The following is a 13,513-nucleotide window of genomic DNA, read 5'->3' as shown; positions in this document are numbered from 1 at the left end:
AATGCCCTGTGTCCAGCCAGTTGGCGCGACGAGCACTCAGCCGCAGGCGGTAATCCGGGCGCGGAGCGCGGCGACCGTCGTGTAGTAGGCGGTGCGTTCGACGCGCCCGTCGGTGGTCTCTTTCAACCAACGCTCCACGAGGTCGAGCAGTTCCGCGGCCCGGGCCACGTCGGCCTGGCGGTCGGCGCTGACGCCGCTCTCCACGGCCAAGACCAGGACAGGAGCCAGGCGCAGGGCGGCCAGGCTGTCGTCCATCCGGGGGTGCATGCGGCCAGGGCCGTAGAGCTCGTTGGCCAGGACGCGGTGCGCCCACTCGTAGGCCTGCTCGGTCCAGGTCAGGGCTTCGGCGGTGTTGCCCCGGTCCGTTGACAGGGCTGCCAGCCCGACGGCGGCGTCCGCGGCGAGGTACAGGCTGCGTGCCAACGGGCGGAAGTCGCGGTCGCGGTTGTGCAGACGGGTGCGCGCCGGTATCACCGAGTCGGCGAACAACCGCAGCGCGGTGCGCAGGTCCTTCTCGTCGTCCTTGTTCCCACCGAGGAAGGTGGCGTAGTTGTGCAGCTGGAAACTGAGACCGCCGCAGGCGGTGTCGGGGTCGGTCATGTCGGCCTCGACGGCTTCGGCGAAGGCCGCCCAGTACTGGTGCAGCACCGGGACCAGGTTCTCGGTGCCGAGGACGGTCGAGCGCAGGGTCTGCAGTTCCACGCAGGCAAGGGAAAGCAGCTCGGCGCGGGTGCCGCGGTCAAGCCCGGTGGCGGTAAGGCAGTTTTCCGTGGCTCGCTGCAGGGAGCCCGCGGTCGCATTGCCCGCGTGTCCGGCATGGCGGTCTACAGTGGACCTAAGGACGGCGACGCGGAGCCGGGTGTCGGGGACGATCGGGTCGTCGTCGGGGAACGCGCCCTCGACCACGTCCGTCACCGAGGTCAGCATCGCGTCGAACTCAGGGCCACACAACCACTGCGACGGCGCGAGCAGGCCCATCTGCCGGATCACGCCCATCGCCGCGAGCGCCAAGGCCCGCCGGGTGAGTAGCGGCAGTGCCGCCACCTCCGCAGGGGAAGGCAGCCGCACCGGCCGGGCCATCGCGTCGGCGAGGGCGTCGGCGAACTGGTCGGCCGGTTCCAGCGATCCCGGGCCGTGCGCCCACTTCTCGACCAGTTCCCGCACCAGGCCCGACGACGGGACCAGCGCCTCGGCCACGACCTGGCTGGGCACGCGCTCGCTCACCCACACGTGCCCGATGCTGTCGGGCTGCCCGAGGTCGGCCAGCATGCCCACCATCAGGTCGACCAGTCGGTCGCCGACACCGCGCCCGGTCACCCGGGTCTCGCCACCGGGCAGGGCGCCAGTCGCGTTGAGCCTGCCCGCGGCCAAGACGTCGAGCACGTCGAGGTCGCGGGGGCGGGTCACCGGGTCGTGTTGGACGCTGACCGGCGCCGCGCCGATCTCGCAGCGGCCCCTGGGTCGGTCGGCCAGGTGTCGCGCCCACGGGAACCGCGGAGCGTTCGACGATTCCCGCTGGATGCCGCGCGCGGTCAGGGCGGCGGTGACGAGGGCGGGCTGGGACCGGTACACCTCGACCGCAGTGGCCGCCCACGCGGCGATCCACTGCACCGTGGGCAGATCCCCGCCGTCGGCGCCGCGCAACAGTGGCAGCGCGTCGGCGATCGCCCGGGTGACCGGTGCGAGCAGGACATTGGTGGCCATCAGGACGACCGCCGAGCGGGTGTCGGGGCCGAACCGGTTCACCGTGGCCGCCACGATCTCGTTCGGCAGGGTGCGTCCGGTTGCGGGCACCACGGCCCGGTCGTGCTCGACCCACTCGCCTGAGTGGTCGACCCCGCGCAAGTTCGCCGCGGCGGCCCGGGTCGGCAGCGGCGCCCCGCGGGAGAGCTCCGAGACGGTGATGGCGGTGATGTCGCAAACCCAGGTGAGCGGCCAGAACGGGCTTCCCTCGTAGGGGACGCCAAACAGTGGGGCGACCTTGCGCGCCAGCCGGGCGGGCACCAGTTCCGAGCGCTTCTCGACCAACTGGGGCACGACTGCAGGCAGCAGCGCCATCCATCTCTCCATCCCTTAATAAGCCAATAGTGGCATATGGGTGTGCACACCTGCATCTGACGGAGTTGTCACAGTTGGATCTCCAAACTCCCATAGAAAACTCTACTAGAGTAGAAAACTACTTATGATAGTGCGGCAGTCCGTAACACGGCAATCGCCCGATTTCTCACCCGATGTAGTGCAAGCGGTGCTGGTCGAACTGGCCGAATCCCGCCGCTCCCTCCACAGCAGCCACAAGGTCGTCCGGTGCGACATGGTGTTGACCATGCCGGGCCTGCGGGCGGGCAGGGCACCTCGCAAGCAGGTCGTCAGCACCGGGCGCTTCGCCCTCTCCGGCGAGTGCGTGTGCCGCGACCTGGTGGCCGACGTCCTTCACGTCGTCTCGGTGTTCCTGACGGAGCACGGGCCGACCCTGGAAAACGTGCCCGGCGCCGTCCGCTACCACGTGCGCATGCGCGTCCACGATGTCCTCCGCTCCTACCGGGCCCAGCGCGGCGCCCAGGTGAAGCCCAAGCAGGTGCGCAAGAACAAGTTCGGCCGCGCCCTCCCGGACGAGGAGCACCGCGCCGTCCTGGGCCACCTCGCCGACGAGGCGGGCTACTCCGCACCGCTGCCCGGCCACGGCTACCTGCTGCGCAGGCTCGCGGAACGCTGCGTCGCAGAGTTCGGCAATACCGTTCCCTACTACGTTGAACGCCTGCCGGAGATCATCAAGAAGGTCAAGCAGGTGTGCAGTGACGGCTCGCGGGTCAACGTGGGCACCCCCGACACCCCCGAGTACGTCTCCTGGTATGAGGCCTACATCGAACGCCCCCTCGGTCGCCGCCCCGACACCATGACCGCCCCGATCTCCGACGACAACGCCTCCCCCTGGGGCGCCGACCAAGTCCCCGACCCCACCGCGACCTGCGCCTTCGACGCCGTGGAAGGCCTCTCCCCGGACTCCGACGAGGCGGTCCTCACCCTGGTCGTACGCCAAGTGGCCGCCGCACCACCCACCACCCGCGTAGCAATCCTGCGCGATGCCGTCCGCGGTCTCGCCGTGGCAGGCGCTCTCTCCCCCCTCCGCGCCGACGCCCTCCTCTCCAGCCCGACCAGGGTGGCCGATGTGCTGTTCCGAGTGGACGAGGTCATCGCCGCCTCCCGCATCCGCCGCCGGTGACCACGCCAGGCGGGTGACCGGACCGGTGGAGGCGCGTCCCGTCGGCCAGGGTCCCGCGGTCCGTCAGGAAACCGATGTGGAATGGGATGTCGGGCAGGTGCTGTGGACGTTCGCCGGTGGTCTCGGCGCCGTGGCCGCGACAGCGGCGGTGACCTGGGGGGTCGCCCTCCGCCTGCGGGGCAGGCACCGTGACCTTGTCGTCGGCGCGACCGGGCGCATGTGCGCCGCGGTGGGCAGACAGCCGGGACGGCTGTGGAGCCTGGTGCGCGACATCGCCGATGTGCTGGCACGTCAGGACAAGTCCGCGGAGGTTGGACTGTCCTTCTCGGATGGGTCGACCGCTGACACCGCTCTCTTGGCCTCCGCCGAGGCGGTCACCGCCTCGGCCGGGGAGCTGTGGCAGGACGACGACAGCGAAGAGGAGTTCGTGCCGTGGGGGCGTGAGATGCCCCGAGTGGCAGACCACCCGTGGCTCGCCCCGGCCGTCGATCTCCTGACCACCACAGCCGAGCGCTGCCTCGATCGCGCCCGGCTGGTCGTCGACCAGGCCGCGCGGTTCGGTGAACCCGAGCCGCGGCAACAGTCTTTGCTGGTAGACGCCCTCGACGCGGCGTCCGCGGGCACGGACGAGGCGCGGGCGCTGCTCGACGCGGGCGCGGTCCTCGCCGCCCTCGCCCGACTCGCCGCGGTGGACCTCCCGGTGCCCGAGGACGGCGTGCCCGGCGCCGCGGGCGAAAGCGATCTGCGGGCCGGGGTGAACACCCTGGCGAAAATCGCGCTGGCGCACCGGGCTGCGTGCGACGACGGGGTGGTCGTGTCCGTCGTGTTCGACGGTGAGGAGGACGCATGACGACACAGCAGTTGCCATACCGCTGGCGGGAACGGCTGCGCGACCGCCACCGCGGCCGCCGGGATGGGCGGGGCCGCGTCCCGATGCTCGAGCACCTGCAGGAGATGGCCGAGCAGGACGGGTCGGTCACCGCGCCCTACGCCGAGCAGCTTTTCCAAGGCGCCCTGCTGCGTATGGAAAGTGAGCGGCACGCGTTCGAGCAGCGGGTCCACGGCGACCGCACCGACCTCATCCGCATGCGTGAACAACTGGCGTCGGCCGTGGTGGGGCTGGACCGCGACAGCAAGGCCGTCGTGGAGGCACAGGCGGAGCTGACGCAGGCCGAACTGCGCCCCCGCAACCCGATCGAGCTGGCCATGGAGAACCAGGCCGTGGTCCACAGCCGTCGCGACGTCGTCCGGAACCGGCGGATCACGCGGGCCCGCGCGGTGGAGGCCGACAGTTACGCCGAGGTCGACGCCTTGAACCACCGGATCGCCGTGACCAAGGAGCGGATCACCAAGGAGTTCGTCGTCGCCCAGACCAGGGCGCTGTGCGTCGCCGAGCACTGCGCGCTGCGGGTCGCGGCGTACTGGGAGAACGTCGTCATATCCCACCCGGAGGGCGCGCACTTGGCCCCGTTGCTGCGGTTCGCCTCCCAGGTCGTGCCGGACTGGGTGGTGGCGCCGCCTGCGGCCGATCCCGCCGACCTGGGGCGCGGACCAGTCGGTTATCGGCAAATCGTGCGCCGGGTGAATGCGGCTCCGCGCGGTCGGGCCGCTTCCCTCCCGCCCGAGGGCAGATCACCGGATGTAGAGGACGGCGAATGAACACCTTCCAGATCTGGAAAGCGTCCCTCGCGCTGAAGCGCGTCAAGCACAGGCTGCCGAAACTCAGCACGGAGGCGCATGACGGGTTCGCGGTGGCCACCGACGAGGCGCGCTTGGCGGACACCCTCAAGGAGGTGCCGATGGGAGCGCTGCGCAAGTCCGGGCTGATCATGGACGCCTACCTGGACACCTTCGTCGCCAAGTGGCTCACCGACGCCAAGGCCCACCACGACTCCGTCACCGTCAAACTGGACTTGGTGGCGGCCCGGGTCGCCGCCGTCGTGGAGGTGTGCCGGATCCGCCACGACGATCAGGAAGACGTCCTGCACGACCTGGAAGCCGCCGTCTCCCACGCCCTGGAACGGCTGGCCGACCCCGACACCCCGTTCTACGAACCGGTTTCCCGTGCTGAGCGCAGAAAGGGCAGGCGATGACCGTCCACGGCAACCGCACGGCAGGCGTCGTCCGCCGCCGTGCGGTGATCAACGGGGACCCGTCGCAGATCGCGGGCTCGCCGATGGTGACGCTGCTGCACCTCGTCGTTCTTACCCTGGCCGCAGGCGCGGACGTCGTTACCTTCCACCAGATCCTCATGGACTCGGTGGACGAGAACGAGTCAATGCTCTGGATCTTGGTGGCCGGGTTCACCACTGTTTGCATCGCGCTGTCGCATTTGGCCGGTCAGCACGCCCGGCAGGTCATCGCGACCAGGCACGCGCCGGGAGCGCGGGTGGCGATGTGGACCAGTCTGCTGGTGTGGGCCGCGCTGGGGGCGACGGCGTTCCTGTTCCGGTTGAACAACCCGCCTGAGGGCGACTCCGGCCTGGAGATCGTCGTCGACGGTCAGGAGATCGTCCCCGAGGCCCCGGACGCGGTGTCCTCGCCGCTGCTGTTCCTCGTCCTCTACATCGCCACCGGCGCGGTGTCGGCAATTTTCGCCTTCATCCGCCACCACCCGGCGGCCCGGCAGTACGCCCGCGCGTTGGCGCGGCGCACCAAGGCGGCCAAGGAGTTGGCGCGGATCAAGGCGATTCTCGTAGAGGCGCAGAAAGTGGCTGTCACCGTCGCCGGGGTGCGGGCGGAACGTGACGAGGCCTGGATGGGCTTGCGGGCTCGCTGCGAGCAGGCAGTGGACCGGCTCAAGCACCAGGCCGCGCTGGACTTGCTGGCCAAGGACGAGGAGAACCGCCAAATCGATGCCACCCGCAACGGGACGGCTGAACAGGGAGGGGATGGACGATGAGGCAGCGCCGACAGTGGAGGGCCGCCGTTGTCGCCGCGGCCGCGGTGGCGGCGTCGACCGCCTGCGGTGGGCAGGCGGCCACACCCGAGTGGTCGGGGGACTGCCCGGCCACGGCCGACGGCCCGGTGACCCTGGTCGTGGGGGCGCGGATGGGCAGTCCCAAGCCGATCCTGCCCGGTGTGGTCGTCGACCTGATCGCCGCATCGGCGGCCGCGGGTCAGCAACTCCGGATTGTGCGGGTCGACGGCCAACCGAGTGTGGCGGTCTCGGCCAAGGCGACGATCGACGGCCGTAACGAGAGCAAGCGCGCCCAGCAGGTCGAGACGGTCGTGCAGCAGGTCAAGACCGTGCTGGCCCAGCTGATGCCCAAGGCCGCCGAGGCCGACGTGCTGGGCGCGGTCGCCGAGGCCGCCAGGGTGACCCCGGAGGGCGGCACCGTCGTCTTGGTGGACTCGGGACTGGCCACGGCGGGCTCCTTGTCGTTCCTCGAGGACGGCATGTTCGGCGCCGAACCCGCCGACGTTGCCGAGTTCCTTGCCGTGGGCGGGTTGCTGCCCAAGCTGTCCGGCCGGGCCGTCCTGCTCGTCGGGCTCGGCGGGACCGCAGACCCGCAGCCCGCGCTGGACCAGAACCTGCGCACCCGGGTCGCCGCTCTTTGGCGGGGCGTGGTGGAACGCTCGGGCGCCAAGTGTGTCGAGGAGGTCGAGGTGCCGTCGCGCCGGGACGCGGTCGACGTCGACCAGTCAGTCACAGTGGTGCCGCTGCCGCAGCCGCCCAAACTGCAGGCGTGCGGGACGACTGTGTTGCAGGACAGCGACTCCGTCGGGTTCGTCGCCAACAAGGCCGACCTGAGGGACCCGACCGCGGCCGAGGCCACGTTGCGTGAACTGGCCGACCTGGTGAAGGCAGGCACCCAGCGGATCACCCTGGTCGGCAACACCGCGCGGTGGGGCCCCGAGCCGGGCAACCGCGACCTGTCCCAGCGCCGCGCCAGCACCGTAAAGGCCGCGCTGGTGCGCTTCGGTGTGGCCGCTGAGCGGATCACCACCCGGGGTGACGGCAGCACCGGTCCGTACCACCAGGAAGACCTGGGCCCGGGCGGGGTGCTCATCCCCGCTGTGGCCGCCCTCAACCGGTCGGTCGTCGTGGAGTTGGCGTGTTAGGTCGGACAGAGGATGGGGGCCGGTGACCGCGCCGGACGGGTCCGCGGGCTGCCCGCCGCAGACCGCCGCTGAGGAGGTCGAGCAGGCCCTCACGGTAATCGACCTTGGCCGCGCCCCGTTCTTCGACGGGCTGCGGACGGACTGCGACCAGGGCCGCTCGGAGCCGGCGAACGTCCCCGAGCGGGACCTGCCCCCCGACCTGCTCGCCCGGTTCGAGGTTCTGGACGTGCTGGCCCGGTCCGGGCGGCAGGGCGCGCTCTACCGCGTCCGGGACCGCGCGGGCGGCTGTGAGCGGGTGCTCAAGGTCTACTGGCCGGGCATGAGGATGGACGGGCAGGTCGCCGCCTACCTGCGCGCGCCGCACAGCAGGCACGTCGTCTCAGTCGACGAGATCGGCGAGGCCGACGACCTCCAGTACGAGGTCATGGAGCACCTGCCCGGCGGTAGCGTCGCCGAATGGGTGGCCAAACACCCCTGCGGCACAGCGGAGCCCATCCTGGTCGACATGGTTCGCCAAGTCGCTGACGGGCTGGCCGAACTGCACGAGGCCGACATCGTGCACCGCGACGTCAAACCGGCCAACCTGCTGTTCCGGTCCGCCGATCTCCGCGAGGTGGTGGTCGCCGACTTCGGCATCAGCTCCCACACCCCGGTCGGGCTCCTCTACGTGGACGAGCAGAACGGCACGGTGCCCTACACACCTCCGGAGTTTCTCGGCGCGAGGGCGGTCGGTCCCGCGTTCGACTGGTGGTCGCTCGGCGCGACGGTGTTCGAGTTGGCGACCGGTCACCGCATTCTCCCCGACCTGCGGGACAACCGGCTGCGCGTGCACATTGTCAGCGAGACGATCGACGTATCCGACGTCACCTCGCCGAGGGTCCGCCTGCTGTGCGAGGGACTGCTCACGACAAGGTCTGCCCAGCGGTGGGGGGCTGAGGAGGTCCGCCAGTGGCTGCGCGGCGAGTCGCCGCCGGTGGCCAGGCCGGTGTTCGCATCCCGAACCGGGGAGGAGGCCCCTGGGGGGCCCTACCTGCACCTGGGGCGCGAGTACCGATGGCGCGCCGAGCTGGCCGGGATCATGACCCGGGAGTGGGACGTGACCCGGTCCGTCCTCTTGGGACGCGACCGGGACCCGCTCAACCGGTTGCACACCTGGCTGGCGACGTTCCCTGGTCTGCCGAAGCCGGAGGGGAGGCCGGGAAGGCGCGCGCCCGACGACGTCCGACTGCTCTACGAGCTGCGGGCGATCGACGCCGCCCACCCGCCGTTTTACCGGGGCCGCAACATCTCCCCGGTCACCCTGAGCCGTTTGGCCGACGACGGCATCCAAGGCGTGGGGGTGAGTGCCGACATCATCGCCGACCTCTGGCACCACGACCTGCTGCCGGTGCTGGCCCCCGGCCTGCCCAAGGGATCTGAGGACCCAGCGTCGCCAGGTCTGGACGCTGAGGGCGGCAACGGCCTGATGGACGTGCGGGCGCGGTGGCGGCCCGAGCACACCCGACTGGTCGCGGTCGCCAGGGCGGTGCCGGACCGGGTGGCCAAAGCCGAGGCGGTTCGGTTGCTCGCCGAGTCGGAGTCCTACATGCTCAGCCTGTCGCTGCTGGGCGCGACCGCGGCCGAGGCCCGTCGACGCGAGTTGCGCTCCGAACTCGAGGAGAGGGCCCGCGAGTACGCCGTCCCGTGGCTCTCAGACATGATCGCGCGGCCTGAGTTCCACCTGGTCGCCTACGCCCTGCTCGGCCTCGCCCGCGACCAGTGGCAGACCCGTAGGGCCGAGGAGCGGGCCCAGCGGGTCCGCGAGGACTGGATCCGGCGGCGGTGGCGGCACCTGGAGTGGTCCCGCAGGCAGAACCGGCCCCGGGCGCTGGGGTTCGCGGTCGCCGGGGTGGCCGCGGTCGCGGTCCTGCTCTTTGGGTTGGTCGCGTTGGGCGACGTGATCGACCTGGCCTCCGACGCGCAGGTGGTCGATGCCTGGCTGGCGTCGGTGGTCGCCCTCCTGGCGACCACCCTCGCCGAATCGCTGCTGGCCTGGGATGCCGGTGAGCGGTTTCACCCGACGTACTCGTTCCTCGGCGCGGGTGCGATGGTGCTCGGCCGGGTGGCGCGCAATCTCCTCGCGCGGCGCACCGCGGTGCCCGTCGTCCTCGTCACCCTGGCGGTGCTCGCGGTACTCACCGTCTTTCAGCCCGCCGTCACGCCGTTCCTGCTGGCGGGACTGAATCTTGTGTGGACAGTCCAGCGGTTCCTGGCGTGGCGCAGGCAGGACCGTGAGGAGCGGGCCCGCTACGCGGCGGTCTGACCGGGGTGCCCGTCCGTCAGGTAGCGGGCAAGGAGGTACAGATGAGCTCAGGAGGGATCGCGGTCGTCCCCGCGGCCGTGCCCGTGGTCGCGGTCGGGACCATCGCGCTGGTCGGGGCCGCGGCGGTGGTCGCGGTCGGGGCCGCCGCCGTGCTGGTGGTCCGCGCCGCGAACGCCGCTGTCGAGGGCGGTGTCCGGGCGGTGGGCGACTACGGGGCCAGGGTCGAGGCGCGGGTGGTCGCCATAGAGGCCGCCGAGTCCGACCAGGCCCGATGGCAGGTCGTCGCGGCCGACGTCGTCACCGTCAACGCGCGCATTCGCATCCTCCGGGAGCGGGCCGCCGCCGAACGGGTGAGCGTGTCGGTGCCCGACCCGCTGCGGTTGGGCAGGACCCGGTCGCCCGCGGAGATGGTCCGCTGGATCGCCGCGGTCCAACGCGACCTCGCCGCTGCGCAGAAGGCGCTGGACATTCGCAAGCCGCCGCCCCGCCTCACAGCGACGCTCTCGTCTGCTGAGGACGCCCAGTCGCTCGCGGCGCTCGATGCGCACGTGCAGGCCCTGCGCGGGCGCTACGCTGTGGAGCCCGCGCAGGTGCGGCCCGGACAGGTCGAGCGCGTCCTGGGCTTGCTGGACGTGGACGCGGCCGCCGCCGAACGCGACAAGGCCCTCCACGCCGCCGCCAAGGTCGTCGCCAACCCCCGCGCGCAGGATGCCTACATGGACGACCTGCGCGAGTTGGTCGCCGAGCTCAACAGCGTGGTGGCCCGGCGCAGGCAGGCGGCCACCTGGGTCGCGACCCTGGACGACGGGCCGCTGGCCGAGGTGCTCACCGGCATGGAGCCGCCCCCGACGTTGGCGGGGACGGCCGAGCGGCTGCGCGCGGTCGTCCGCGGCGACAGCGACCTGACCGGCGACCTGCGGGCGCAGGGCCGCGCGCTCATGGCCTGGGCACAGGACACCGCCGACCAGGTGTTCGTCCGCGCCCTGGTCGGCCAGTACTTCGCCGACCAGGGCTACACGGTGGAGACCGCGGCGGCCGGTTCCGCCCTGCGGCTCACCCGGGCCGAGTGGGCGGGTGAGCATGCCGGGGAGGTGTGGGTCGACGGCTCCGTTGTGCGCAGCAGGCTCGTCCGCGAGGTCGCCGGTTCCGGGGTGGACGCCGACCTCGTGGACAGGGAGCGGTGCGCGGTGTTCGCCAACGACTACGAGACCGCCGCGGAAGCGGTCCGCCTGGTCGACGGCCGGGTCGACGTCGAAGTCGACCGGGAGTCGCCGACGGTGGACGCCTCCATCCACGACCGCGAGGGGCGCGACAACGTCCAGCAGCAGAGGGAGAGGTAGGAGTGAGCGCGGACACCATCGCTGTGCCGGAGGAACCGCAGGTGCCCCAGGGGTTCCCGGCGTTCGCGACCGAGATCGCCGGAACCCTCGCGGTGCACGCGCAGTACGTGCTGCACGGCAACCTCAGGGACCAGTTCCTCGTCGGACCGCCGGGCGCCACCCCGGAGATCGTGCCCCTGCTCCCGCTGCTGTGGCGGGTGCTGCGGCCCAGCGGGTTCCAGGCTTTCGTCACCTACGATCCGGTCGACGGCGTCGGCGTCTTCCCGCCGGACGACCCGGCCGCCCGGCAGGCCGTCGAGGGCGTCCTGGGCGCCAACGTCGTCGGGCGGCGCCCGACGCTGGAGCGCCTGCGCGCCCACCTCGCCAAGGTTGTCGGCGTGGCCGAGCAGCCCCCGCTGGAGGCCGAGGCCCAGCGCGGCCAGCAGCGCGCCGGCAGGCCCCCGACCGGGCCACCCCCGGTCCGGCTCGCGTTCATGATCGACTTCGCCGCCCGGCTGACCAGGACACCGGGGCAGCTCGAGGCAGGCGAGCGCGACTTCTTCCTCTACTGCCAGAAGCTCGCGCTCAGCGCCCGGCCCGCAGTCTTCCCCGGTTCGCGGACCGCGCCCCTGTACAACCCCGTCATCTGGCTCACGGAGGGCGAACGGGACCTGCCCGCCTGGCTGACCGCGGGCATGGAGGCCTTCCGCACCGTCGCGGTGGGGATGCCCACCCTGGACAACCGGATGAACATGGCCGCGATGCTGGTCCCGCTCCTGCCACCAGCGTCCACCACGGACGGTCCGGGGCGGGTCGGTCCGGTGGAGGAGTTCGCCAACCGCACCGAGGGCATGACCCTCGACTCGATGATGCGGATCACCCGCCTGGCCAAGGACCGCAGGATGGGGGTGGACCGCATCGCCGACGCGGTGCGCGTCTACAAGCTCGGCATCGACGACAACCTGTGGCGCCGCGGCAGCGTCCGCGCCCAGATCGCCAAGGGGGAGAAGGTGATCGCAGGTCGGATCCTGGGCCAGGAGCGGGCGATCGCCAAGACGCTCGACATTCTCAAACGCGCCGCCCTCGGCCTCTCCGGCGCGCAGGCGAGCACTCCGGGGGCCCGCCCGCGTGGCGTGCTGTTCTTCGCCGGGCCGACCGGTGTCGGCAAGACGGAGTTGGCCAAGCAGGTCGCCGAGGTGCTCTTCGGCGACGCCCATGCCTACCTGCGCTTCGACATGAGCGAGTTCGCCGCCGAACAGGCCGCCGACCGGCTGATCGGCGCGCCGCCGGGCTACGTCGGTTTCGAGGCGGGCGGCGAGCTCACCGGGGCCGTGCGGCGCAGACCGTTCCAGGTCGTGCTCTTCGACGAGATCGAGAAGGCGCACCCCCAGGTCCTCGACAAGTTCCTGCAGATCCTGGAGGACGGCAGGCTCACCGACGGCCAGGGCGTCACCACACACTTCTCCGAGTGCGTGCTGATCTTCACCTCGAACCTGGGCATCATGGTGACCAACCCCGAGACCGGGCGGCGGGAGCGCATCGTCGATCCCGGCATGCCCTACCCGGAGCTGGAAGCCAAGGTGAAGGCCGCCATCCGGGACCACTTCACGACCAAGCTCGCCCGCCCGGAGTTGCTCAACCGGTTCGGCGACAACATCGTGGTCTTCGACTTCATCGGCAGGTCCACCGCGACCGGCATCTGCGACTCGCAGCTGGGCAACATCGCCGCGCGGGTGTTCTCCGAGCTGGGGATCCACCTCGACGTCACTGCGGCCGCCAAGGCGCAGATCGACCAGGCCTGCACCGCCGACCTGGAGAACGGCGGCCGCGGCATTGGCAACCGACTGGAGAGCAACCTCGTCAACCCGCTGGCCAGGGTGCTCTTCGACCAAGACGTCCAGCCAGGCGACCGGGTCGTGGTGTCCGGGCTGCGCACCGGGGACACCCGGGAGGGCCCCGCCCTCGACGCCGTCCTCGAACAGGAGCCGCGGTGAAGAGATGTCCCAGCTGCGGGAAGGAATACGAGGACAGCGTCCAGATCTGCCCGGAGGACGCGACCGCGCTCGAGGCGGCTGCCCGGCCCCCAGTCGTCATCCCCGAGCGGCTGGGCGTCCCAGGGCCGGAGGCCGCGCTGGCCCGCGCCCACTGGGGCACCGAGGTGTGCTGGCGCTGCGCGACACCGTCCCCGAACCAGGGCAACACCGCGTGCGCCAACACCGGGTGCCGGGCCTCCCTGACGCCGCCGCTGCTGCACATCGCGTTCGGTGACGGCGAAGTCGCCGCCGACCGTGGCGAACGTTTCGAGCTGGGACGCGCGGGCCGCTTCGGCCGGGTGTTCCGGGCGTTCCCCAACGTCTCGCGCCGCCACGCCGTCGTCGGCGTCGATGACGCGGGACGGCCGTGGGTGATCGCCCTGCCCACCCCCAACGGCACCTTCATCAACGACGCCGAGATCGATGAGTCGATCGCCAAGACGCTGTTCTCCGGCGACCGCCTCCGACTGGCTGTCGACGTCGAAGGCGCGGTCACAGTCTACGACCGTTAGTGGTGTGACCCAGGGCCCGGACCTGATCGCACACCGCAGTCGCGCCGCCACCGCACTTCCGA

The 13,513-nt window shown here is 71.4% G+C and carries 11 protein-coding genes; 10 read left to right on the top strand and 1 reads right to left on the bottom strand.

Translation table 11 applies throughout. The annotated features are described in order from the left end of the window. Nucleotides 1-36: 36 nt before the first annotated feature. Nucleotides 37-2,058 carry a hypothetical protein gene (locus tag ACTG9Q_RS13325; RefSeq protein ID WP_455573042.1) on the bottom strand — a complete coding sequence of 674 codons (2,022 nt, stop codon included), beginning with the start codon at nucleotides 2,056-2,058 and terminating at the stop codon, nucleotides 37-39. A 187-nt stretch (nucleotides 2,059-2,245) separates the two neighbouring features. Between ACTG9Q_RS13325 and ACTG9Q_RS13320 the strand changes: the two genes are divergently transcribed. Genes ACTG9Q_RS13320 through ACTG9Q_RS13275 form a run of 10 tightly spaced genes read left to right on the top strand, consistent with a single transcriptional unit; the run spans nucleotide 2,246 to nucleotide 13,451 of the window. After that, nucleotides 2,246-3,220 carry a hypothetical protein gene (locus tag ACTG9Q_RS13320; protein ID WP_455573041.1) on the top strand — a complete coding sequence of 325 codons (975 nt, stop codon included), beginning with the start codon at nucleotides 2,246-2,248 and terminating at the stop codon, nucleotides 3,218-3,220. Nucleotides 3,221-3,233: 13 nt separating this feature from the next. Next, complete coding sequence (locus ACTG9Q_RS13315; protein ID WP_455573040.1) at nucleotides 3,234-4,070, top strand: hypothetical protein; 837 nt, start codon at nucleotides 3,234-3,236, stop codon at nucleotides 4,068-4,070. Continuing rightward, nucleotides 4,067-4,879, top strand: coding sequence for a hypothetical protein (locus tag ACTG9Q_RS13310; RefSeq protein ID WP_455573039.1), 813 nt, complete (start codon nucleotides 4,067-4,069; stop codon nucleotides 4,877-4,879). Before ACTG9Q_RS13315 ends, ACTG9Q_RS13310 begins: the two co-directional genes overlap by 4 nt. Beyond that, on the top strand, nucleotides 4,876-5,313 hold the full coding sequence (locus ACTG9Q_RS13305) for a hypothetical protein (RefSeq protein ID WP_455573038.1): 438 nt from the start codon (nucleotides 4,876-4,878) through the stop codon (nucleotides 5,311-5,313). Before ACTG9Q_RS13310 ends, ACTG9Q_RS13305 begins: the two co-directional genes overlap by 4 nt. Beyond that, nucleotides 5,310-6,122: a hypothetical protein gene (locus ACTG9Q_RS13300; RefSeq protein WP_455573037.1), complete on the top strand. Its 813-nt coding sequence runs from the start codon at nucleotides 5,310-5,312 to the stop codon at nucleotides 6,120-6,122. The genes ACTG9Q_RS13305 and ACTG9Q_RS13300 overlap by 4 nt, the downstream gene beginning before the upstream one ends. Next, nucleotides 6,119-7,285 carry an OmpA family protein gene (locus tag ACTG9Q_RS13295; RefSeq protein WP_455573036.1) on the top strand — a complete coding sequence of 389 codons (1,167 nt, stop codon included), beginning with the start codon at nucleotides 6,119-6,121 and terminating at the stop codon, nucleotides 7,283-7,285. Before ACTG9Q_RS13300 ends, ACTG9Q_RS13295 begins: the two co-directional genes overlap by 4 nt. A 22-nt stretch (nucleotides 7,286-7,307) precedes the next feature. Next, nucleotides 7,308-9,587: a serine/threonine-protein kinase gene (locus tag ACTG9Q_RS13290; protein ID WP_455573035.1), complete on the top strand. Its 2,280-nt coding sequence runs from the start codon at nucleotides 7,308-7,310 to the stop codon at nucleotides 9,585-9,587. A gap of 41 nt (nucleotides 9,588-9,628) precedes the next feature. Next, nucleotides 9,629-10,927 (top strand): hypothetical protein, encoded by a 1,299-nt coding sequence (locus tag ACTG9Q_RS13285; RefSeq protein ID WP_455573034.1) that lies wholly within the window; start codon nucleotides 9,629-9,631, stop codon nucleotides 10,925-10,927. Between the two features lie 2 nt (nucleotides 10,928-10,929). After that, nucleotides 10,930-12,900, top strand: coding sequence for an AAA family ATPase (locus ACTG9Q_RS13280; protein WP_455573033.1), 1,971 nt, complete (start codon nucleotides 10,930-10,932; stop codon nucleotides 12,898-12,900). After that, nucleotides 12,897-13,451, top strand: a complete 555-nt coding sequence (locus ACTG9Q_RS13275) for an FHA domain-containing protein (protein ID WP_455573032.1) — start codon at nucleotides 12,897-12,899, stop codon at nucleotides 13,449-13,451. The genes ACTG9Q_RS13280 and ACTG9Q_RS13275 overlap by 4 nt, the downstream gene beginning before the upstream one ends. Nucleotides 13,452-13,513 lie beyond the last annotated feature (62 nt).

It is taken from the genome of Actinokineospora lacus, from assembly GCF_053813445.1.
The sequence above is the reverse complement of the archived record's forward strand: the minus strand, read 5'-3'. Positions and strand labels throughout refer to the sequence as shown.

Bases quoted from the DNA above. Each gene is read 5' to 3' on its own strand.
- ACTG9Q_RS13305 (WP_455573038.1), top strand. From the start codon at position 4,876: ATGAACACCTTCCAGATCTGGAAAGCGTCCCTCGCGCTGAAGCGCGTC.
- ACTG9Q_RS13300 (WP_455573037.1), top strand. From the start codon at position 5,310: ATGACCGTCCACGGCAACCGCACGGCAGGCGTCGTCCGCCGCCGTGCG.
- ACTG9Q_RS13310 (WP_455573039.1), top strand. From the start codon at position 4,067: ATGACGACACAGCAGTTGCCATACCGCTGGCGGGAACGGCTGCGCGAC.
- ACTG9Q_RS13285 (WP_455573034.1), top strand. From the start codon at position 9,629: ATGAGCTCAGGAGGGATCGCGGTCGTCCCCGCGGCCGTGCCCGTGGTC.
- ACTG9Q_RS13325 (WP_455573042.1), bottom strand. From the start codon at position 2,058: ATGGCGCTGCTGCCTGCAGTCGTGCCCCAGTTGGTCGAGAAGCGCTCG.
- ACTG9Q_RS13295 (WP_455573036.1), top strand. From the start codon at position 6,119: ATGAGGCAGCGCCGACAGTGGAGGGCCGCCGTTGTCGCCGCGGCCGCG.